Annotated in this window: 20 protein-coding genes; 11 read left to right on the top strand and 9 right to left on the bottom strand. The window is 63.9% G+C overall.

The annotated features are described in order from the left end of the window. The first annotated feature begins 40 nt into the window (after positions 1–40). Positions 41–793 carry an SDR family NAD(P)-dependent oxidoreductase gene (locus tag HNQ71_RS29210; RefSeq protein ID WP_184876968.1) on the top strand — a complete coding sequence of 251 codons (753 nt, stop codon included), beginning with the start codon at positions 41–43 and terminating at the stop codon, positions 791–793. A 25-nt stretch (positions 794–818) separates the two neighbouring features. Here the strand turns inward: HNQ71_RS29210 and HNQ71_RS29205 are convergent, their stop codons facing one another. Further along, complete coding sequence (locus tag HNQ71_RS29205; RefSeq protein WP_184876966.1) at positions 819–1,739, bottom strand: zinc-binding dehydrogenase; 921 nt, start codon at positions 1,737–1,739, stop codon at positions 819–821. A 159-nt stretch (positions 1,740–1,898) separates the two neighbouring features. Between HNQ71_RS29205 and HNQ71_RS29200 the strand changes: the two genes are divergently transcribed. After that, entirely contained in the window at positions 1,899–2,708 is an 810-nt protein-coding gene (locus HNQ71_RS29200; protein ID WP_184876964.1) for an AraC family transcriptional regulator, read from the top strand. A gap of 91 nt (positions 2,709–2,799) precedes the next feature. Here the strand turns inward: HNQ71_RS29200 and ybaL are convergent, their stop codons facing one another. Then, positions 2,800–4,587: a YbaL family putative K(+) efflux transporter gene (gene ybaL / locus HNQ71_RS29195; RefSeq protein ID WP_184876962.1), complete on the bottom strand. Its 1,788-nt coding sequence runs from the start codon at positions 4,585–4,587 to the stop codon at positions 2,800–2,802. Positions 4,588–5,071: 484 nt separating this feature from the next. Here ybaL and cysG point away from each other — a divergent pair, with 484 nt between their 5' ends. From cysG to HNQ71_RS29160, 7 genes are all read left to right on the top strand, one after another. After that, a complete protein-coding gene (cysG, locus tag HNQ71_RS29190; RefSeq protein WP_184876960.1) occupies positions 5,072–6,523 on the top strand; it encodes a siroheme synthase CysG in 1,452 nt (483 codons plus the stop codon). Then, the gene (locus HNQ71_RS29185; protein ID WP_184876958.1) at positions 6,520–6,813 is read left to right on the top strand and encodes a DUF2849 domain-containing protein; all 294 of its coding nucleotides are present in this window, start codon (positions 6,520–6,522) and stop codon (positions 6,811–6,813) included. Before cysG ends, HNQ71_RS29185 begins: the two co-directional genes overlap by 4 nt. 42 nt (positions 6,814–6,855) lie before the next feature. Continuing rightward, a complete protein-coding gene (locus tag HNQ71_RS29180; protein ID WP_184876956.1) occupies positions 6,856–8,526 on the top strand; it encodes a nitrite/sulfite reductase in 1,671 nt (556 codons plus the stop codon). Next, positions 8,501–9,265, top strand: coding sequence for a phosphoadenylyl-sulfate reductase (locus tag HNQ71_RS29175; RefSeq protein ID WP_184876954.1), 765 nt, complete (start codon positions 8,501–8,503; stop codon positions 9,263–9,265). The genes HNQ71_RS29180 and HNQ71_RS29175 overlap by 26 nt, the downstream gene beginning before the upstream one ends. A gap of 138 nt (positions 9,266–9,403) precedes the next feature. Then, on the top strand, positions 9,404–9,937 hold the full coding sequence (locus HNQ71_RS29170) for a DUF934 domain-containing protein (protein WP_184876952.1): 534 nt from the start codon (positions 9,404–9,406) through the stop codon (positions 9,935–9,937). Between the two features lie 148 nt (positions 9,938–10,085). Beyond that, positions 10,086–11,693: a GMC family oxidoreductase gene (locus HNQ71_RS29165; protein WP_184876949.1), complete on the top strand. Its 1,608-nt coding sequence runs from the start codon at positions 10,086–10,088 to the stop codon at positions 11,691–11,693. A 189-nt stretch (positions 11,694–11,882) separates the two neighbouring features. Further along, positions 11,883–12,503: a DJ-1/PfpI family protein gene (locus HNQ71_RS29160; RefSeq protein WP_184876947.1), complete on the top strand. Its 621-nt coding sequence runs from the start codon at positions 11,883–11,885 to the stop codon at positions 12,501–12,503. Between the two features lie 149 nt (positions 12,504–12,652). On the opposite strand, the gene HNQ71_RS29155 is transcribed toward HNQ71_RS29160, so the two are convergent. From HNQ71_RS29155 to HNQ71_RS29145, 3 genes are all read right to left on the bottom strand, one after another. Further along, positions 12,653–13,675 carry a fatty acid desaturase gene (locus tag HNQ71_RS29155; RefSeq protein WP_184876945.1) on the bottom strand — a complete coding sequence of 341 codons (1,023 nt, stop codon included), beginning with the start codon at positions 13,673–13,675 and terminating at the stop codon, positions 12,653–12,655. A 160-nt stretch (positions 13,676–13,835) separates the two neighbouring features. Beyond that, the gene (locus HNQ71_RS29150) at positions 13,836–14,213 is read right to left on the bottom strand and encodes a hypothetical protein (RefSeq protein WP_343068270.1); all 378 of its coding nucleotides are present in this window, start codon (positions 14,211–14,213) and stop codon (positions 13,836–13,838) included. Positions 14,214–14,311: 98 nt separating this feature from the next. Next, entirely contained in the window at positions 14,312–14,512 is a 201-nt protein-coding gene (locus HNQ71_RS29145; RefSeq protein ID WP_184876941.1) for a hypothetical protein, read from the bottom strand. A gap of 239 nt (positions 14,513–14,751) precedes the next feature. On the opposite strand from HNQ71_RS29145, the gene grpE reads away from it, so the two are divergent. Continuing rightward, on the top strand, positions 14,752–15,384 hold the full coding sequence (gene grpE / locus HNQ71_RS29140; RefSeq protein ID WP_184876939.1) for a nucleotide exchange factor GrpE: 633 nt from the start codon (positions 14,752–14,754) through the stop codon (positions 15,382–15,384). Positions 15,385–15,492: 108 nt separating this feature from the next. After that, positions 15,493–16,125 carry a trimeric intracellular cation channel family protein gene (locus tag HNQ71_RS29135; RefSeq protein ID WP_184876938.1) on the top strand — a complete coding sequence of 211 codons (633 nt, stop codon included), beginning with the start codon at positions 15,493–15,495 and terminating at the stop codon, positions 16,123–16,125. A gap of 37 nt (positions 16,126–16,162) precedes the next feature. On the opposite strand, the gene olsB is transcribed toward HNQ71_RS29135, so the two are convergent. The 4 genes from olsB to lspA all read right to left on the bottom strand — a co-directional run bounded on the left by olsB (position 16,163) and on the right by lspA (position 21,214). After that, positions 16,163–17,038, bottom strand: a complete 876-nt coding sequence (gene olsB / locus HNQ71_RS29130) for a l-ornithine N(alpha)-acyltransferase (RefSeq protein ID WP_210334096.1) — start codon at positions 17,036–17,038, stop codon at positions 16,163–16,165. Between the two features lie 205 nt (positions 17,039–17,243). After that, positions 17,244–19,526, bottom strand: coding sequence for a PAS domain-containing hybrid sensor histidine kinase/response regulator (locus HNQ71_RS29125; RefSeq protein WP_184876934.1), 2,283 nt, complete (start codon positions 19,524–19,526; stop codon positions 17,244–17,246). Between the two features lie 143 nt (positions 19,527–19,669). Next, positions 19,670–20,659, bottom strand: coding sequence for an acrylyl-CoA reductase (NADPH) (gene acuI, locus HNQ71_RS29120; RefSeq protein WP_184876932.1), 990 nt, complete (start codon positions 20,657–20,659; stop codon positions 19,670–19,672). A gap of 57 nt (positions 20,660–20,716) precedes the next feature. Next, positions 20,717–21,214 (bottom strand): signal peptidase II, encoded by a 498-nt coding sequence (gene lspA / locus HNQ71_RS29115; RefSeq protein WP_184876930.1) that lies wholly within the window; start codon positions 21,212–21,214, stop codon positions 20,717–20,719. Positions 21,215–21,225: the final 11 nt, after the last annotated feature.

Here is a 21,225-nt window from a genome sequence, read left to right as displayed (position 1 = left end):
ACGACAGGGTTCGGCTACATCTCCGGTCCGGAGACCTGACATGGCTGAACTCGACACCCGAAAAACCATCGTGCTGACCGGCGCCAGCCGCGGCATCGGCCACGCCACGGTCAAGCGCTTTTCGCGCGAGGGCTGGCGCGTCATCACCTGTTCGCGCCAGGCCTTTGCCGAGGATTGCCCGTGGCCGGCCGGCCCTGAAGACCACATCAAGGTCGATCTCGCCGACCAGGAAGATGTCGGCATCGCCGTCTCGGAAATCCGCCACCGGCTGGAAGCGCATGGCGGCCAGTTGCACGCGCTGGTCAACAATGCCGGCATCTCGCCGAAGCTCAAGGACGGCAACAGCCGGATGGACTCGATCGACACGCCGATGCATGTCTGGCGCGACGTGTTCCAGGTCAATTTCTTCGCGCCGATCATGCTGGCGCGTGGCCTGTTCAAGGAATTGGCGGCGGCCAAGGGCTCGATCGTCAACGTCACTTCGATCGCCGGCACGCGCGTGCATCCGTTCGCCGGCACCGCCTATGCGACATCGAAGGCGGCTCTCGGCTCGCTCACGCGCGAGATGGCGCATGATTTCGGCCCGTATGGCATTCGCGTCAACGCCATCGCGCCGGGCGAGATCGACACCGCGATCCTGTCGCCGGGGACAGACAAGATCGTCGAGACGATACCGCTGAGAAGGCTCGGCACCACGGCGGAGGTCGCCGACATCATCTTCTTCCTGTGCTCGCAGCAGGCGTCCTACGTGACCGGCTCCGAAATCCACATCAATGGCGGCCAGCACGTGTGAGCGGCCGACTCAAGGCTAGGCCTGCTCATCCGGTTATGGTGAGAACAGCCTTGCCGCTGATGCGGCGCTGTCGCAGTGCGTCGAGGGCTTGGGCGACGTCTGTCCATGGCACGGTCAAGACCACGCGTGTTTCGAGCCGGCCCGCCGCGACCATGGCGAGCAGCGAGGCGATATCCGCGCCAATGCCTGAGCCAGACGCGTAGTAGGCGAAAGTCTGCAGCCTCGCTCCCTCGTGACCCGGAACGAATTGGCGAAATCCAATGGGCGTGAGTTCGCCGCTGCTCGAGCCGAACATGACGATGGTTCCGCCAGGTGCGACGCGTTCGATCGCGTGTGCGAGGCTTTCGCCGCCGACTGATTCGGTGATCAGCGAAAACGGCCCCTCTGCCAGCTCGATCGACTCGACAACCCGTCCGGCTCCCAGGCGGCGGAGATCCTCGTGGTGTCGGGAGGCGGCGACCGCTGTCACCGAAGCGCCTTGCTCGCGGGCGATCTGGATCTGGAAACGACCGACTGCACCGCTTCCACCGGTGATCAGGACCTGCTGGCCGGCCAGGCTACCGCCATGGCGCAAGGTCCTGAGCGCCGTCGTGCCCGCGACCGGAAGCGTGGCGGCGGAGACGAAGCTAACGTCATCCGGCAGGACGGCGAGACGGTTGGTTGAAACGGCGACACGTTCGGCCCAGCCGGCCTGGTCGACCAAAGCCGCAACCCGGGCGCCCACGGCTGGCCCGGAGCCATCGGCTGCTGCCCGCTCGACAACCCCGACGATGTCCTGGCCGGGTATCCAGCCGTTCGACCGGATGGCGAGCAGGCGCAGTTCACCACGGTTCAACGAGGTTGCGTGGACCGAGACAAGCGCCTCATTGGAGGCCGGCCGAGGCTCGTCGAGCTCCGCGAGCATCAACCCAGTTGCGCTATCGGGAGAAATGACCAGGGCGAGCATAGTTCATACCTCATTTCTGCATGGTGGACGCATGGCCTTAGGGCGGCTGCTATCCCTGCACCGCGCCCCAGACGTGCTCATTCACAAGCCGGAACCTATCGACTTTCCTTCTTGAATAATTTTGATATCAACGCAATTGATCGCTAAAAACAGTCAACCATGAGACAACCCCTCCGCTACCCCTGGCTCGATTTCGATGTCGATGCGCTTTCCGAGCCGGCGATTGCCGTGCGCGTTGACGTCACCGAGACCAGGGCTGAGGTCCCCTCGCATTGGCACCGCAAAGGCCAGCTCGTCTTCGCGCTCGGTGGTGGCGTCACCTGCCGCGTCCCCAGCGGCCTGTGGATGGTGCCGCCGCATTGCGGGGTGTGGATTCCCGGCAGTATGGAGCACAGCAATATCGCCACCGCCAACGCCCGGATTTTCTTCGTGTACGTCGAGCCGGGAGCCGCCGATCTGCCGGACCGGTGCTGCACGCTGTCGATCTCGCCGCTGCTGCGCGAACTGATCGTCGAACTGGCCGATCACGGGCAGGACGACGACTCACGGAAGGCCGTGCTGACCACGGTTCTGCTCAGCGAGCTGCCGCGCATGCCTGTCCAGCAGCTGCATATGCCGATATCGTCGGAGCCGCGCTTGAGGCGGATTGTCGATGCCTTGGCCGAGAATCCCGCCGACCGCAGCAATCTGGCAGAATGGGCCCGGCGTGTCGCTCTCAGCGAAAGCAGCCTGGCACGCCTGGTGGTTAGAGAGACAGGCCTGAGCTTCGGACGCTGGCGTCAGCAACTGCATTTGATCGTCGCGATACGGGAACTGGCCTCGGGCGCGAGCGTGCAGCAGGTTTCGGCAGATCTCGGCTATGAGTCCGTCACAGCCTTCATCACCATGTTCAAGAAGGCGCTGGGCAAGCCGCCCGCACAGTATCTCAGCAGCGTCGCGCTGAATGGCGGGTCGGCATTCGCTGCCTGATCAATTCGATTGAGGGCGGACGGTTGAGATCGGCTGTGCAATCTGTCGCCGGCCATCGGCCAAAGGCGAACAGTGATCATTGTGGATCGGCTCAGGCCGCGGACGGTTCAGAGGCCTCGGGCGGCTTATGCCCAAGCACCTCTTCGACGATACCGCGCGCAATCTCGCGCTCGCCCATGATCACCGTGTCTGCGCCGAGCCCCTTGAGATGCTCGACCTCGGCGTCGGAATGGGCGCGGGCGATGACGTTGATGCCAGGGTTGGCGGCCCGCGCCCGCAGCACGATCTGGCCGGCCTCGAAGGCATTGGGGATGGCCAGGATCAGCCGCCTGGCGCCTTCGGGATTGGCGGCGGCGAACACTTCGGCATTGGCCGCATTGCCGGACACGGTCTCGATGCCGTCGGCCTTCAGCCTGGCCAGTGTCTTGTCGGCATCCTCGATGACGAGGAAGGGCAGGGCGGCCTCTTTCAGCGCCGCGCCGACAAGGCTGCCGACACGGCCATAGCCGATCAGGATGGCGTGGTTGGCGAGAATTGTCCTGGGCCGCGGCCCGTCTTCCCTGTTGGTCGTCGCCGCAACCGAGGCCACCTGGCCGGGTTCCGTCGCCGGACCGAGCGGCTTTGCCTCGACTGATGGCGCCGTCTTGGCGGCGCGGGCTTCAAGCCATGGTTTCATCCAGTCGATGGCGAGGAACATCAGCGGGTTGAGGACGATCGACAGGATGGCGCCGGCCAGGATCAGGTCGCGGCCCTGTTCGGGCAATAGTTTCAGCCCGACACCGAGTTCAGCCAGGATGAAGGAAAATTCGCCGATCTGGGCAAGGCTTGCCGAAATCATCAGCGCCGTGGCCAGCGGATAGCCGAAGGCAATGACGATGACGAATGCCGCCAGCGATTTGCCGATGACTATGATGGCGAGCGTCGCCAGGATCGGCCAGCCATTGCTGATCAGGCTGAACGGGTCGAACAGCATGCCGACCGAGACGAAGAACAGCACGGAAAAGGCATCGCGCAGCGGCAGCGATTCCTCGGCGGCGCGATGGCTGAGCTCGGACTCGCTCATGATCATGCCGGCAAAGAAGGCGCCCAGCGCCAGCGAAACCCCGAACAGCTTGGCCGCGCCGAAGGCGACGCCAAGCGCAATGGCCAGCACGGCGAGCCGGAACAGTTCGCGCGAGCCGGTGTGCGCGACATAGTGGAGGATCCAGGGGATGACCCGGCGGCCGACGACCAGCATGACGACGACGAAGGCGGCTACCTTGGCCAGCGTGATGCCGACGACGCCCCAGATGCCATAGCCTGCGGGCAGCGACAGCATCCCGCTCACATGGGTGTCCGCCTGCTCCTGGCCGCCGAGCACGCCGGCAAGGGCCGGCAGCAGCACCAACGCCAGCACCATGGCCAAGTCCTCGACGATCAGCCAGCCGACGGCGATGCGGCCGCGCTCGGTCTCGATCATCCGCCGCTCCTGCAAGGCGCGGAGCAGCACCACGGTCGAGGCGACCGACAGCGCTAGGCCAAAAACCAGCCCCGCGCCCATCGACCAGCCGAGCATCCAGGACAGCCCGGCGCCGAGTGCGGTGGCAAAGCCGATCTGGACGATGGCGCCGGGCACGGCGATGGCGCGCACCGACAGCAAATCCTTCAGCGAGAAGTGCAGGCCGACGCCGAACATCAGCAGGATGACGCCGATTTCGGCGAGCTCATTGGCAAGGCCGGCATCGGCGACGAAGCCGGGCGTGTTCGGCCCGACCAGCACGCCGGCTACGAGATAGCCGACCAGCGGCGGAATGCGGAAGCGGTTGGCGAGAGCGCCGAAGACGAAAGCCAGCCCCAGACCGGCAACGATGGTGGCAATAAGGGGCGTGTCATGCGGCATTGTTTATGGAGCGCCTTTCAAACCAGAGATGTCGGATGTGCGCCGCCCGAAGCCGCCGCCTGTTTGCAATATGGTTGAAGGGGTGTCGACGATGCAACCCGCAAGCGCGCGAAATCGACGGCGAGGGCGCAGAAAACGAATGCCGTCAGAATTCACGCAGATCATGCACCGCCTGATCGAAAAGGGCGGAGATGTTGCTACTTTGCTTGGGTTTTGGTGCAGGCGGCTTTAATCTACTAAATTGGTAGAATTTAGAAAAAACTGTTTTGCGGTATTTTTCGTCGGGCGCTAAAACAGGCGCAAATCAAGGCCTGCGGCAGCAGCTTGAATCCGTTCCGTGTGCCAACGAGGAATATTTTTCTCTTGGCTAGCGAGCATTCAGAAAAGCGATTGCATCCCGACAAGCGATGCGCGAGTGCGTTCCTTCTGGTTTTTCGCGCCTGCGCGTAGAACTGCAGGCCCGTTCAGGATTCCGCTCGCGTCCATGCCGCACACTGTTCCCAAGCTCAATGCCTTCCCCGTCTTCCTGCGGGTCGAGGGGCAAACCGTGGCCATCGTCGGCGGCGGCGACGAGGCGCTGGCCAAGGCGCGGCTGATCGGGCAATCGAGCGCGGTCCTGCGCATCATCGCTGAAGATGCCGAGCCCGACCTGCTCGCGTTCATCGCCCAGTCCGATGCCAGCCATGTGGTCGCCGCGTACGACGCGTCGCAGCTCGAAGGCGCGGCCATGGTATTTGCCGCCAGTGGCGACGACGAACTCGACCGCCGGGTGGCCGCGGACGCGCGCCGGCTGGGTATCCCGGTCAATGCCGTCGACCGGCCGGAGCTCTGCGATTTCTTCACCCCGGCGCTGGTCAACCGCGCGCCGATCGCCATCGCCATCGGCACGGAAGGGGCAGGCCCGGTGCTTGCCCAGATGCTGCGCAGCCGCATCGACCAGCTGCTGTCGCCGTCGCTTGGGCCGCTGGCAACGCTTGCCGCGTCGTTTCGCGGTGCTGCCGAGAAGCTGCTGCCGAAAGGCAATGCCCGGCGCCGGTTCTGGAGCGACTTTTTCGGCGGCGCGCCTGCCCACGCGGTGGGCGCCGGCCAGCTGTCGCAGGCGCATGACGCCGCGGTCGATCTTCTGCTTTCGAACTCCCCGGCTTCAGGTCATATCGCGCTCGTCGGTGCCGGTCCGGGCGCCGAGGATCTTTTGACCCTGCGCGCCCACCGCCTGCTGATGGAGGCCGATGTCATCGTCCATGACGCGCTGGTGCCGGAAGCGGTCGTTGCCATGGGGCGCCGCGATGCCGAGCGCCTGCCGGTCGGCAAACGCAAAGGCTGCCACACCAAGAGCCAGGCCGAGATCAATGCGCTGCTGGTCGAACTTGGGCGCCAAGGCAAGCGTGTCGTGCGGTTGAAGTCGGGCGATCCGTTGGTGTTCGGCCGGGCCGGCGAGGAGATGGCAGCACTGCGTGATGCCGGCATTGCCTATGAGGTGGTTCCGGGTGTTACCGCAGCCTTCGCCGCCGCCGCAGATTTCGAATTGCCGCTGACCTTGCGCGGCGTTTCCTCGTCGATGGTGTTCACGACCGGCCACGACCTCAAGGGCAATTCGCTGCCCGACTGGGCCAAGCTTGCCATTTCGGGCGCGACCGTCGCCGTCTATATGGGCCGCTCGGTGGCGGCCGAAGTTGCCGGCCGGCTGATCGAGGCCGGCCTGTCGCCCGACACGGCGGTGGCCGTGGTCGAGAATGCCAGCCTCGCCAATCGCCGCCGCTTCCACGGCACGCTTGCCGACCTGCCGTCGCTGGAAGCGCGTGCCGATCTTTCCGGCCCGGTCATGACCATCATCGGCGATGCGGTTGCCGGCGCCAACTTTGAACGGTCCGAGCCGCTCGCGGCACACAGGCATGCAGGCGTGTCCGCAGCTGCCACTGAGGGAGTTCAACAATGAAGATACTGACCGCTAACCGCCTCAGTGACGGCATTGCCGTCTGGTATGCCGATGGCGGCTGGGCCGAGACGGTAGACCATGCCGACCTCGCGCACGACAAGGCGGCCGAGGATCGGCTGGAGGCGATCGGCACCAAGGCCTATGCCGACAACGAAGTGGTCGACGTCAATTTAATCGACGCCGATGTCGTCGACGGCATCGTCGAGCCGGTGCGGTTGCGCGAGAAGATCCGCGCCGCCGGCCCGACCATCCGCAACGATCTCGGCAAGCAGGCTGCCCGGGCAGCTTAACAAGACACCAGGCATGGGCGGACGCGCCCTGAAAGACGAAGCATGTACCGTTACGATGAGTTCGACCACGATTTTGTCCAGGCCCGCGTCGCCGAGTTCAGCGACCAGGTCCTGCGCCGCCTTGCCGGCGAAATCACCGAGGACCAGTTCCGGCCGCTGAGGCTGATGAACGGCGTCTATCTTCAACTGCACGCCTACATGCTGCGCATCGCGGTGCCCTATGGCACGCTGAACGGCAAGCAGTTGCGTATGCTCGGCCACATCGCCCGCAAATACGACAAGGGCTACGGCCATTTCACCACGCGCCAGAACATCCAGTTCAACTGGCCGGCGCTGTCGGATATTCCGGCGATCCTGGCGGATCTCGCAAGCGTCGAGATGCATGCCATCCAGACCAGCGGCAACTGCATCCGCAATGTCACCGCCGATCATTTCGCAGGCGCCGCCGCCGACGAGGTCGCCGATCCGCGCCCCTATGCGGAAATCCTGCGCCAGTGGTCGTCGGTGCATCCGGAATTCTCGTTCCTGCCGCGCAAGTTCAAGATCGCGGTAACAGGTGCCGAGCGTGACCGCGCCGCCATCCAGACCCACGACATCGGCCTACACCTGAAGAAGAACGCCGCCGGCGAACTCGGCTTCGCCGTCTATATCGGCGGCGGCCAGGGCCGCACGCCGATGGTGGCCAGGAAGATCCGCGACTTCCTGCCGGAGGTCGACCTCCTGTCCTACTGCACGGCGATCCTGCGCGTTTACAACCTCTATGGGCGCCGCGACAACAAGTACAAGGCGCGCATCAAGATCCTCGTCCACGAGACCGGCGTCGAGGAAATCACCCGCCAGGTCGAGGCCGAATGGCAGGAACTGAAGGACGCCGAACTGAAGCTGCCGGACGCTGATATCCGCGCCATCCAGGCCTATTTCGCGCCTCCGGCGCTCACCGACCGGCCGGACGGCGACGCAGCGGTGAAGCTGGCGCGCCTCGATTCGAAGAGCTTTTCCGATTGGCTCGACCAGAACGTGGTGACGCACCGCCATCCCGACTATGCGGCGGTGACCATTTCGCTGAAGGGCATCGGCGAGGTGCCGGGCGATGCCTCCGACAGCCAGATGGAAGCGGTCGCCGACATCGCCGAGAAATACGCCTTCGACGAGCTTCGCGTCAGCCATGAGCAGAACCTGATCCTGCCGCATGTGGCGCGTGCCGATCTCAAGGCGGTCTATGACGCGCTGGTCGACATCGGGCTGGCGACGGCCAATTCCAACCTGATATCGGACATCATCGCTTGCCCGGGCCTCGACTATTGCGCGCTGGCGACGGCGCGCTCGATCCCGATCGCACAGGAAATCTCGCGCCGCTTCGCCTCGCTGGAGCGGCAGCGCGAGATCGGCGAACTGAAGCTGAAGATTTCGGGCTGCATCAATGCGTGCGGCCACCACCATGTCGGCCATATCGGCATCCTCGGCGTCGAGAAGAAGGGCTCCGAGCTCTATCAGGTGACGCTGGGCGGCTCGGCCGACGAGAACACGTCGGTCGGCGAGATCATCGGCCGCGGCTTCAGCTCGGAAGAGATCACCGACGCCATCGAGCAGATCGTCGAGACCTATCTCGGCCTTCGGCTCAACCCACAAGAAAAATTCATCGACGCCTACCGCCGAGTCGGTCCCGCGCCGTTCAAGGAGGCGCTCTATGCTGGCGAAGCCAAGGCCGCTTGACCGTATCGTCGACGTCGATGACGGCATCGCCGCGAAAGCAGCGGGGCTCGATGCGCTGTATGGTCATCTGACCCCGCTCGAGATCATCGAACGCTCGGCCCGCGAACTGTTCCACGACGAGATCGCCGCGGTGTCGTCATTCGGCGCCGATTCGGCCGTGCTGCTGCACATGATCTCCACGATCGACCGGACGCTGCCGGTCATCTTCCTCGACACCGGCAAGCATTTCGAGGAGACGCTCAGCTATCGCGACGCGCTTGCCGCCGATTTCGGGCTGACCAACATCCGGGTGATCAAACCTGAAGAAGCAGCGCTCGAACGGATCGACCCGACGGGCAATCTGCACCAGAGCAATACCGACGCCTGCTGCGACGTGCGCAAGGTCGAGCCTCTGGCGCGTGGCGTTGCACCTTTCCGCGCCTGGTTCACCGGCCGCAAGCGCTTCCAGGCCTCGACCCGGGCAGCGCTTCCGGTGTTCGAGGCGGTCGGGCCGCGCATCCGAATCAATCCGCTGGCGCACTGGACGACATCGGACCAGGCGGATTACATGCGCGCGCATGCGCTGCGCGAAAATCCGCTGGTCGCCTATGGCTATCTGTCGATCGGGTGCTTCCCGTGCACGCAGCCGGTGCAGCCCGGCGAGGACGCGCGCAGCGGCCGCTGGGCCGGTCATGCCAAGACCGAGTGCGGCATTCACCTGTCGGGACTGGAAAAGTCGCTGACCGACGCATCGCTCTAGGGTATGTAGTATTCAGGTGATGCCGGCCTGCAACTGGCGGTTTCCGGTGCTCACGTACTTAAGTACGCTCCGCTCCGGTTCTCGGAACCCACCTGAATTTCACGCACCCTGGAATTCTTTCGGACTTAGGAATTTTTGATGACCGAACCGACGACACCGGAGACCCGCCTCTGGACCCCGACCGGTTTTCGCGAGGACGAGTGGGCTCATGCCGAAAGTGCGGACGCGCTGTCCGCCAATGGCCGCTTCATCCTGCCGCTGCAGGCGTTTCTCGATCTCGATCCCGAGGTGCGCCGGTCCGCCACGGAGCGGCTCGGCGTCACGCTGCAGCCCGGCGACCAGCTCGAGAAGATCGCCGATCTGCTCGACCAGCTGTCACTGGTGGCACTGGCCTTCCCGGCCTTCAGCGACGGCCGGTCCTTCTCCAAGGGCGAATTGCTGCGCAGCCGCTATCATTTCGAGGGTGCAGTGCGCGCCACCGGCCAAGTGCTGGTCGACCAGTTGCCGCATATGCTGCGGCTCGGCTTCGACGAATTCGAGATATCTAACCCGGTGCTGTTGAAGCGGCTGGAAGAGGGCCGCACCGGCGGGCTGGGGCTCTACTACCAGCCAACCGCCGTACAGGAGCCCAAGGGGCCAAAATATTCCTGGCGGCGCGTTCGCGTCAGCTGACGCAGCGGTAATTCCACGCGTCTTTACATCGGTTGTGATCGGGCCTTCTCTTGGTCATCCGGACGGAAACATCCGCCTGATGTGCATGAGTCTCGGAGCGTCCTTTGCGGGTCCTTTGGACGCGCGGCGCTCCGACCGGGAGGAGATCATGGATTTCGACTACGTCATTGCCGGTGGCGGGTCCGCCGGCTGCACGCTTGCCGCGCGGCTCTCAGAAGATCCATCGAAAAGGGTTTGCCTGATCGAAGCCGGCGGCGAGGGCAGAGATCTGCTCATCCGCGCACCGGCAGGCGTCATCGCGCTGTTGCCGGGCCGGCCGAAGATCAACAACTGGGCCTTCGAGACCGTGCCGCAGCCAGAGCTTGGCGGCCGCAAGGGGTACCAGCCGCGCGGCAAGGCGCTGGGTGGCTCGAGCGCCATCAATGCCATGCTCTACACACGCGGGCACCGCGGCGACTATGACGAATGGGCCGATCTCGGCTGCGACGGCTGGTCATGGGGCGAGGTGCTGCCCTATTTCCGGCGTGCGGAAGGCAATCAGCGTGGTGCGGATGCCTTGCACGGTGGCGAGGGACCATTGCGGGTCGCCGAGCAGCAGGAGCCGCGTGCGCTCTCCAAGGCCTTTGTCGAGGCCTGTGGCGAAAACCAGATCCGGCGCAACGATGATTTCAACGGCGTCGAACAGGAAGGGGCCGGACTTTATCAGGTCACGCAATTCTGGGGCGAACGCCGCAATGGCGAGCGCTGTTCCGCAGCCGCCGCCTATCTACACCCGGCGATGAGCCGGCCAAACCTCACCGTTGTCACCGGAGCGCAAGCCACGGGTATCGTCCTTGAAGGCAAGCGGGCTACCGGCGTGCGCTATCGCACCGGCAAGAATGAAGCCGTTGCGAAGGCCAGGCGCGAGGTCATCGTCTGCGCTGGTGCCTTCGGCTCGCCACAGCTCTTGATGCTGTCCGGGATCGGCCCGGCTGTCGAGCTTGCAGCGCACGGAATTCCGATCATCCATGAACTGCCCGGCGTCGGCAAGAACCTGCAGGACCATCTTGATTTCATCATGGGCTGGAAATCGAAGAATACCGACATGATGGGCATTGGCCTGCGCGGTCTGCCTAGCCTGCTGCGGCATCTGCGGCGTTGGCGCAGGGATGGCGGCGGTATGATCGCCACGCCCTACGCGGAGGGCGGCGCCTTCCTCAAATCCGACCCGGCGATCCATCGTCCCGATCTGCAACTGCATTTCTGCATCGCCATCGTCGATGATCATGGTCGCAAGCTGCATATGGGTTATGGTTTCTCCTGCCACGTCTGTGTGCTGCGGCCGCATTCGCGCGGCGAGGTCGGGTTGTCGGCGCGCGACCCGCTGGCGCCACCGCGCATCGATCCGCGTTTTCTGTCCGACAAACGCGACGCCGAGCTGTTGCTCAAAGGTGTCAGAATGATGCGCGGCATACTGGAGGCGCCGGCGCTGGCCAAATACCGCGCCAGGGAAATCTACACCGCCGGCGTATCGAGCGATGCCGAGCTGATGACCCATATCCGAGCCCGTGCCGATACGATCTATCACCCGGCGGGCACCTGCAAGATGGGCATCGACGACATGGCGGTGGTCGATCCGCAACTGCGCGTGCGCGGCATACGGGCCTTGCGGGTGGTCGACGCCTCGGTGATGCCGACGCTGATCGGCGGCAACACCAATGCGCCGACCATCATGATCGCCGAAAAGGCAGCCGATATGATCAAGGCGGTTGCCTGACGGAGTTCTGGTCGAACCAGTGGTGCTATTTTCGCTTGTTTTGAAGCGATCTATAGCGATGCCTGTCCCGGTCGACGGGAACTGGTCTTACCAATGGGGGATTTGTGCTTTCCCTTTCGCTGCGCTGCCCTTAGGATAGTTCCATTATTTCACCGTCCGAAATAAATATGGCCAAGGGAGGAACCGCAAATGGCTGGCAAGAAAATATTGATGCTCGTTGGCGAGTTCAGCGAGGAGTACGAGATTTTCGTCTTTGAACAGGCCATGCATGCCGTTGGCCATACGGTGCATGTCGTCTGCCCCGACAAGAAGGCCGGCGATATCCTGAAGACGTCGCTGCACGACTTTGAAGGCCACCAGACCTACACGGAAAAGCTCGGCCACGACTACATCCTGAACAAGACCTTCGCCGAGGTGAAGCCGGACGATTATGATGCCGTCTATGCGGCGGGCGGGCGCGGGCCGGAATACATCCGCATCGACAAGCGGGTGCAGGCGCTGGTGCGGCATTTCCATGAGGCCGGCAAGCCGATCTTCACCATCTGCCACGGCGTGCAGATCCTGATCGCCGTCGACGGCGTGGTGCGGGGCCGGGAAGTCGCAGCGCTTCACTATTGCGAGCCGGAGGTGACGCTGGCCGGCGGCATCTACATCGACGTCGCGCCGACCGGCGCCCATGTCGACGGCAATCTCGTGTCAGCCAAGGGCTGGCCGGGCCTGTCCAATTTCATCCGCGAATGCCTGAAGGTGCTGGGCACCGAGATCCGCCATGGCGAGATCTTGATGCGCGAAGAGCGCCAGGCGGCCTGATCGCGAGGAATTCCAGGAAAAGCACCAAACGGCTTTCCGTCCGGAATTGCGTCAAACAAAGCGAGCAATTCCGGTTTTCCATTCGGAATTGCTTCAAAACAATCCAGGATTTGCCGAATGTCGCCGCGCCGTATGGTGCGGCGGTTTCTTTACGCCGCCGCCAGCGCCTCGCGGAACGACACCAGCTTGCGGCGGTTTTCGTCCCACAACGCCAGTTTGACGCAGCGCAGGCTGTCGAGCAGCGTGACGCGGCCGATGCCGCGCAGTTCCGGATAATCCCGCAGCACTTCCTGCAACCGGTAGCCCGGCACCTTGGCGGAAAGGTGGTGGACGTGGTGGACGCCGATATTGCCGGTGAACCAGTTCAGCACCGGCGGCAGGTCGTAGTAGGACGATCCGTGCAAGGCGGCGTGCTGGAATTCCCAGTCCGCATCCTTTGCCCATTCCGTCTCCTCGAATTGGTGCTGGACGTAGAACAGCCAGATGCCGGCCGAACCGGCAAGGATGACGATCGGCAGATGGACAACCAGGAACGCGCCGGGGCCGACGAACCAGATGAGGATAGCTGCCGCAACCGCGATGCCAAGATTGGTGGTCATTGACGACACCCAAGGGGTCAGGCCGCCACGCATCATGCCGATAGGCAGCCTTTGCTCGAAGATGAACAGCCAGATCGGCCCCAGCCCGAACATCACCAGCGGGTGGCGATAGAGGCGATAGGCAAGGCGGCCTCGCCATGACAATTGCCGGTATTCGGCAACGGTCAGCGTCCTGATGTCGCCCATGCCGCGTTCGTCAAGATTGCCGGCGCTGGCATGATGGGTCGCGTGGGCACGCCGCCAGCAGTCGTAGGGCGTCAGCGTCAGGATGCCCAGCGCGCGGCCGATCCAGTCGTCGGCATAACGATTGGCGAAGAAGGAACCATGGCCGCAGTCGTGCTGGATCATGAAGATGCGCACCAGAAACCCGGCCGCCGGAAGAACGAGGACCAAACCCCACCAATGACCGTAGGAGTAGGCGGCCGAAGAGAGCGCCCACAGCGTGACGAAGGGAATAAGGGTGATCGCGAGTTCGAGCGCGCTGCGGCGCCTGTCAGGCTTCTTGTAGCGCGCCAAAATCTTCAGCCAGGCGCGCTTGCTGTTGGCGGCCGTCTCAGGGGAAATCATGTTCATCAGGAAGCATAGGCGGGGTATCCCGCCGCCGCAAGACAGGGATCACGCAAAATTACTGTGCGTAATTGTCGCGTGGCTCGGCGGTCGACCCGGTCAGTCCCAATTTGACCAGTCGACGATTCACCCTGGAGCGCCGGGTTTTTCTGCTTTGGGGCGATCACTACTCGCGATCGAGGATGGGGCAGCCGCGCTCGGTTCCAAAAGTCACGCGCACGCGGTCGCCATACTGTCTGCCGCGGACGGTGATCTCGCGGCGGCCGATGGACTCTATCCTTGCCCGGCGGATGCCCATCCGTTCCGCCTTATCGAGAGCCCGATCCTCCGTGCAGCCTCGTGAGTGACGACGGTCACGCCAGTCGTCGCGGCGGAAATCGCAATCGTCGTAGTTGGGATCGCAATCTGGCAAGAGCTTCAGCCGCGGGCCATGTTTGCCCAATTCCAGCTGCAGACTCTCTGCCTGTGACGGAAAGGCCACCAATGCAACGGCGCCAAGGCCGACAAGCGCCGACAGCAATGAGGTGATCGAAACCTTGCGCACTACGTCCTCCATGTGAATCATAACGCGTCCATCACTAGATGGTTCGGCTCTCTCAGGCTATTGCCGATGGAGGGTTGTTGCCAGGTTGGTCGTTGCGTTTACTGCCGGCGCCAGCCGGCGTCGCCGTCCTCCGCCCCGTCGAGGCGGTCGAGCAGCTCCCTGAGGCGGTCGGGAATGTCGGCCTCGGTGCGGAAGGCCGGCAAGGTACGCAGAAAGCGCGTCGTCGCCTCGGCACCGAACTGGCGCCTGACCTCCGTGGCCAGCCGTTCTCCCTTTTCGCCTTTGTTGCGGGTCATCATCTCAAAAATCCTGTGTCGGCTTCGAAACTCCTCCAGCAAGGAAATGGTTCCCGCATCACGCCTTCGTGGCAAGGAAGGCCGTCAGTTAAGGTAAAGTTTGAATTAAAATCGAAGGACCTTGCCGTTTGTGTCCTGCCCTGGCAGTGAGCCTCGACTGTCGCTTACCCCTTGATTTTTGGCTGCCAAACCTCGATATCGGGCTCAAAATCCATATCATTCGAGATTGACGGGAAACGGCGATGAGCGACCAGGCAAAAGACGAACGCGCGCCCGATGAAGTCGAGGCGACCGAGGCCAATGCCGAGCGCACGGAAGGCAGCATCGATGGTGACTATGAAGCCCTTGTGCGGCTGCTGAAGGAAAATGAGGACCTGAAGGACCGCGCGCTGCGCGTCGCGGCCGAGATGGAAAACCTGCGCCGCCGCACCGCGCGCGACGTGCACGACGCGCGCACCTACGCGGTGGCGAATTTCGCGCGCGACATGCTGTCGGTGTCGGACAATCTGCGCCGCGCGCTCGACGCCATCCCGGCTGAAGCCAAGGCATCCGGGGACGCCGGCTTCAAGGCGCTGATCGAAGGCGTCGACCTCACCGAGCGCGCCATGCTGTCGGCGCTGGAACGGCACGGGGTCAAGAAACTCACGCCTGAAGGCGAGAAGTTCGATCCCAATTTCCACCAGGCGATGTTTGAAGTGCCCAATCCGGATGTCCCGGCGAACACCGTGGTCCAGGTCGTGCAGCCGGGCTATTCGATCGGCGAGCGGGTGCTGCGCCCGGCCATGGTCGGCGTCGCCAAGGGCGGCCCGAAGGTTGCGGCCGAAGCGGCAGTCGAGCCTGGGCCTGTCAATGAGCAGGCTGAGAAAGACGCCTGATGAGAGTGAGTAGCGAATAGGGAGTAGCGAGTAGGAAATAGTTGATAGCGGCCAAGTGGCTTCGTGCTATTGCCTATTGGCTACCCACTGCTTGCTATTCGCTCACTCATGAACCCCATTGCGCTTCTCGACTATGCCGGCGTCGCCGTCTTTGCCGCGACCGGGGCGCTTGCTGCTTCACGCAAGCAGCTCGACATTATCGGTTTCCTGTTCCTGGCCAGCGTCACCGGCATCGGCGGCGGCACGTTTCGCGACCTGATCCTCAACGTACCGGTGTTCTGGGTGGGAAACCGGGACTATGTGCTGATCTGCGCGGTGGTGGCGGTGGTGGTGTTCTTCACCGCGCACCGCGTCGAATCCCGTTACAAGCTGCTGCTCTGGCTCGACGCCATCGGCCTTGCTGCGTTTTCCGTGATGGGCGCTGCCAAGGGACTTGCCATCACCGGCTCGCCGGCGGTGTCGGTGATAACCGGCATGCTGACCGCGACATTCGGCGGTATCCTGCGTGATCTTCTGGCGGGGGAGCCTTCCGTGCTGCTGAGGCCCGAAATCTATGTCACGGCCGCGCTCGTCGGCGCTGCCATCTTTACAGCAGGCGATGTTGTTGGCTTGCCGCAGATTGTCTCAGGATTGGCCGGCTTCGCCGCGGCGTTCGCCGTGCGCGGCGGCGCGCTTCGCTTCGGCTGGGCGTTTCCCCCCTACAAGAGCCGGCCCGGCCGGCGACCGGAAGATATTCCGTGAAAGAAAGTGAGTAGCGAATAGTGGTTGTTGCCGCTATTCACGCAGCGAAGCGCTGGGCTTCCCCGCCATAATAGTTGACGTAGCGGGCGCCGATTTCCTTGACCGGCATCACCACGAACACGTCGACCGTCGAGAATTCGCGGTCGATGACGCAGCCATCGCCGATGCGGGCGCCGACGCGCAGATAGCCCTTGACCAGCGGCGGCATCGCCGCGATCGCCGCCTTGGCATTGACCGCCTCGATCGGCATCAGATCCATCGAACAGTAGCGCCCGGACACCGCGCGCACGTCCCAGGCCGAATTCGTCCGGCAGTGATGGGCGAGATAGGTGAGCGCCTCGGCATACGCCGCCGGCACGGTGCCGTGGAAGGATGCGCAGCCGGTCATCACACCGATTTCGTAGTGGTTGATATAAGCCCAGATACCTTGCCACAGCGCCTCGATGGTGCGCTTCGACCGATATTCAGGCAACACGCAGGAGCGGCCGAGCTCGAGAAAACGCTGGCCGGGGTGACGGGCGATGAGCTTGGTCAGCTCGAATTCACCTTCGGAATAAAATCCTCCAGCGGCGGCCGCGATTTCTTGCCGCAGCAGGCGATAGGTGCCGACGATACGCCGATGTTCGGGGCCGGAAAGCGAAGTATCGAAGACAAGCAGATGGTCGCAGAGCGGATCGAACCGGTCGGCGTCACGGCGATCCGGCGCCTGGAACAAATCCTTCCTGGCGCCGAGTTCATCGTAGAACACCCGGTAGCGGACTTCCTGCGCGGCCGCGATCTCGGCCTCGTTGCGGGCGAGCCGCACTTCGAGATTACCGATACGGCCGAGTGCTGCGCCCTTTATGACGGAATCGACGTTACGTCCGGCAAGCAAGGCGCTGCTGGCGTTCGGCCGAGTGTCACATTCCGGCATAACTGTATGCACGAGGATTCTCCTTCGAGCCATCCCTCTTGGCACGGGGATACGGTGTAGGTGCAACAGGATTGTGACAGTACCGTGATACGACGTCGTGGGCAATACTTCGTCGGCTGGCGAATACGGTCAACCGGCTACGTTACGCGAGCGGGCGGGGTGGGTGGGCGGTCGAAGTTCCTGACCTTCGGTTGGCGATCGTGCCCTAGGCCGCGACCTGTCCCTCGACCGCATGGACCAGCGCGTCGGGGTCGAGTGGCTTGGTAACGAAGCCGCTGGCGCCATGGGCAAGCACCGCATGGCGGGTCTTTTCCTGGCTATCCGCTGACAGCACCATGATCGGCACCGGCGGCACGGCGGTTTCCTCCTCGTAGCGGCGGATCGCGGCAATCGCGTCCAGCCCGTCCATGACCGGCATGTGAAGGTCCATCAGAACCACGTCGAACCGATGGCTGTGCCCGGCGCCGGTGACAGCCTCAACGGCAGCCTTGCCGTTGCCGACCACCTTGACGCGATGCCCGGCCTTCAGCAGCGTGGCGCGGGCAAGCATGGCGTTGATGTCGTTGTCCTCGGCGATCAGCACCGACAGGCCCCGCTGGCGGCTGCCTACGGAACGCAGCGCGGGCGCGTGACGGTTTTCCGGCTGCGGCTGGGCGAGGGCGGGAGCATTGCTGCTCAACAGCACACGCAGAAGCGTTCCGCCACGCACCGGCCTGGCAAGGAAGGTTGCGTAGCCGCTGGCGCGGAACTCGCCAAGCATGCCGCGGTCGGTCGGCGCGATCAGCGTGATGGCCTCGCAGTCGGCGAAACCGCTCTGGCGCAGGCGCTTGAGCAGCCTTCCGTCGCTCTCTTCCATCGCTGCGTCGACCAGGAGCACATCGCAGCCGTTCGAGAAAGGAGCGGCCTGCGCGACGGTGATGGCGACATCGACCGCGCCGCCATTGGCGCGGATGGTGCGGGCGATGGCATCGGCCTCGACGGCGTTCTTCGACAGGATCACCGCGCGCTTCCCCGAGAGCGCGTTCTGCCGGCTCTGCGGCGCTTCGGTGGCCGATATTGCCGGGATTTCAAAGACGAACTCGGACCCCTGACCGAGCCGGCTCGACACCGAAATCGTGCCGCCCATGGCGGCCACCAGGCGCTTGGAGATGGCAAGGCCGAGGCCGGCCCCGCCATGCGTGCGCGTCGAGGTGCCGTCGGCCTGCTCGAACTCCTCGAAAATGCGTTCCAGGTCGTCTTCATGCAGACCTGGACCGGTATCGGCGATGGTGAAGCAGATGCGGTCGGTGGTTTCGGTGCGCGCGCGTGCGATGCTCACCAATACACCGCCGCTGTCGGTGAACTTGATGGCATTGCCGATGAGGTTGAGCAGCACCTGCCTGACCTTGCCCGGATCGGCGGTAATCAATTGCGGCACGTCGGGTTCGACATGGCAGCCCAGCCCGATATCCTTGGTGAAGGCGCGGGCAGCGAGCAATTCGACGATGTTGTCGGCGATTTCGCGCACCGACATCGGCTGCGGCTCCGGGTCGAAGCGCCCCGCCTCGATCTTGGAGTAATCGAGCAGATCCTCGATCAGGGCAAGCAATGCGCTGGCCGACGTCGAGACGGCGCCGACATAGGTCTGCTGTTCCGGCGACAGGCTGGTGTCGGCCAGCAACCTGGCCATGCCCATGATGCCGTTCATCGGCGTGCGAATTTCATGGCTGACCGTGGCGAGGAAGCGCGATTTGGCCTGGCTGGCGTATTCGGCCCGCTCGCGAGCGGTGATCAGCGAGGATTCGGCGCGTTTGCGGGCGGTGATGTCGCGCGCGATGGCGCGATGCGAAACGGCGCCACTGTCCTTGTCGCGCACCGACAGTTCGATCCACGAAAACCAGCGCGGCCCGCTCGGCGTGCGGATGGAGACATCGGTGGAACTCAGGCATTCATGATCGGAAAAGGCAGCGTCGGGCACGATGCCGACATCGATGCCGAGTTCAGCCAGGGTCTTGCCGGCGAGGTCGCGTTGATCGCTTTCGACGAGGTCGGCGAAGATCTTGTTGGCATAGACGATGTAGCCATCGCGGTCGCGATGAATGACGAGGTCGCCAAGTGCGTCTATCAGGCCGCGAAACCGCTCCTCGCTCTCCTGCATCTCCCACATGCGGTCGGCCAGCGTCTCGATCTCGGCGCGGCTGCGGGCGGTGGTCTCGTCGAGCAGGACCGCGGTGCGGTGTTCGCTCCGCCTAGCGCGAAGATGCAGGGCAAGGCCGGCAAGGCCGACTGCCAGCAATGCGACGCTGATAAAGATCGGTGCTCCGGTCAGATGCGCGAGGCCCGCCAACACGACGATGGCGGCGAAGGCCAGCAACGCAAGGCCCTCGCGCTTGGCGGGTTCCGGCTCGGGCACCAGCGGCGGCGCGGCGACAAAGCGCCGCGTCGACGTCGGCGCCGCATCGACGTCTTCGCCTGTGTCCACCCGTTGGCTGCCGGATTCCGCGATCATGCGAAACCCTTGCCAGAGAGAGATTATGGAAAATTGCGGCGGATCGTTCGAATTTTAGCGGATGAGTGCTTTTCGCCCCGGTGGTGGCGGATTTGCCATCCGAGTTGGCAATTCCGTCCGCCTTCTCAGGGCAGTCGAGCGGTTCACATATCCACGACGATACGACCGCGGATCTTGCCGCCGACGATGTCATGCGCGGCATCGATAATGCCGTCGAAACCGATGGTCGTCGACAGGCTGGCGAGCTTCTGCAGATCGAGGTCGGTGCCGATGCGCCGCCATGCTTCGAGACGGACCGCCTTCGGCGCCATCACCGAATCGATGCCGAGCAGCGAGACGCCACGCAGGATGAAGGGGGCGACGCTCGTCGGCAGGTCCATGCCTCCGGCCAGGCCGCAGGCTGCGACCGCGCCGCCGTAGGAGGTCATCGACAGCACGTTGGCCAGCGTGTGGCTGCCGACCGCGTCAACGCCGCCGGCCCAGCGCTCCTTGGCCAGCGGCTTGGCCGGCTGGGCAAGCTCGTCGCGCGATATCACTTCGGCGGCGCCAAGGTTGATCAAATAGGGGCTTTCGGCGTTGCGGCCGGTGGAAGCAATGACATGGTAGCCGAGGCTGGACAGGATCGAGACCGCGACCGAGCCGACGCCGCCGGCCGCCCCCGTCACCACCACCGGGCCGCGATCAGGCAGGATGCCGTGCCGTTCCAGCGCCATGACGCAGAGCATGGCGGTATAGCCGGCGGTGCCGACCGCCATCGCGTCATGCGGGCTCATCCCTTGCGGCAGCGGAACCAGCCAGTCGCCCTTGACGCGGGCGCGGCCGGCATAGGCGCCGAAGTGGGTTTCGCCGACACCCCAGCCGTTCAGGATGACCTTGTCGCCGGCGCGCCAGTCAGGATGGGAAGACGAGACGACGGTGCCGGCGAAATCGATGCCGGGGATCAGCGGCCAGCGGCGGATCACCGGCGCCTTGCCTGTGATTGCAAGGCCGTCCTTGTAGTTCACCGTCGTCGCCTCGACCGCTATGGTGACATCGCCATCCATCAGGTCGGCCTCGGTGAGATCGGTCACCGCTACCGACTGCTTTTTCTCGGCGTCACGCGAAACGAGGATGGCTTTGAAGGTTTCGGGCATCTCTTTCTCCGCGGTCTTGTTTGGCGACATGGACTGTGCGGCGACGGCCGCACGGGGTCAATCTTTGGAAGACTTGGCATTCGATGATCTGGGCTCGCGACGCCAGCCGAACAGTTCGTCGAAGACGACCAGTGCCGCGCCCACCGAGATGAAGGCGTCGGCCAGGTTGAAGACGGCGAAGGACCAGACCGGCGTGTGGAACAGGATGTAGTCGATGACGTGGCCGTAGACGGCGCGGTCGATGAGATTGCCGAGGGCGCCGCCGACGATCAGCGCAAAGCCGGTGCGGGCAAGGATCTGGGACGGCGCGATCCGCGTCGCCAGGAACAGCACGAAGGCAACGACCGCCAGCGAGATGACAATCAGCCCGGTGTCGCCGAAGGTCGAGAACATCGAGAAGGCGATGCCGGTGTTGTAGGTGCGAAACAGCGCCAGGAAGGGCACGAGATCGAGCTTTTCCTGAAACGGCAGGCCGGTCTCGACCAGATGTTTTATCCACTGGTCGAGCGCTATGGCCGCGACGACGAGCAGCGCGTAGGGAGACCATGATCTCACGGGCGGGCAAC

Origin of the sequence: Mesorhizobium sangaii (genome assembly GCF_014207355.1) — a bacterium.
GTDB lineage: Bacteria > Pseudomonadota > Alphaproteobacteria > Rhizobiales > Rhizobiaceae > Mesorhizobium > Mesorhizobium sangaii.
Note: the sequence above shows the minus strand (reverse complement) of the source record. Positions and strands in the feature narration are given on the sequence as shown.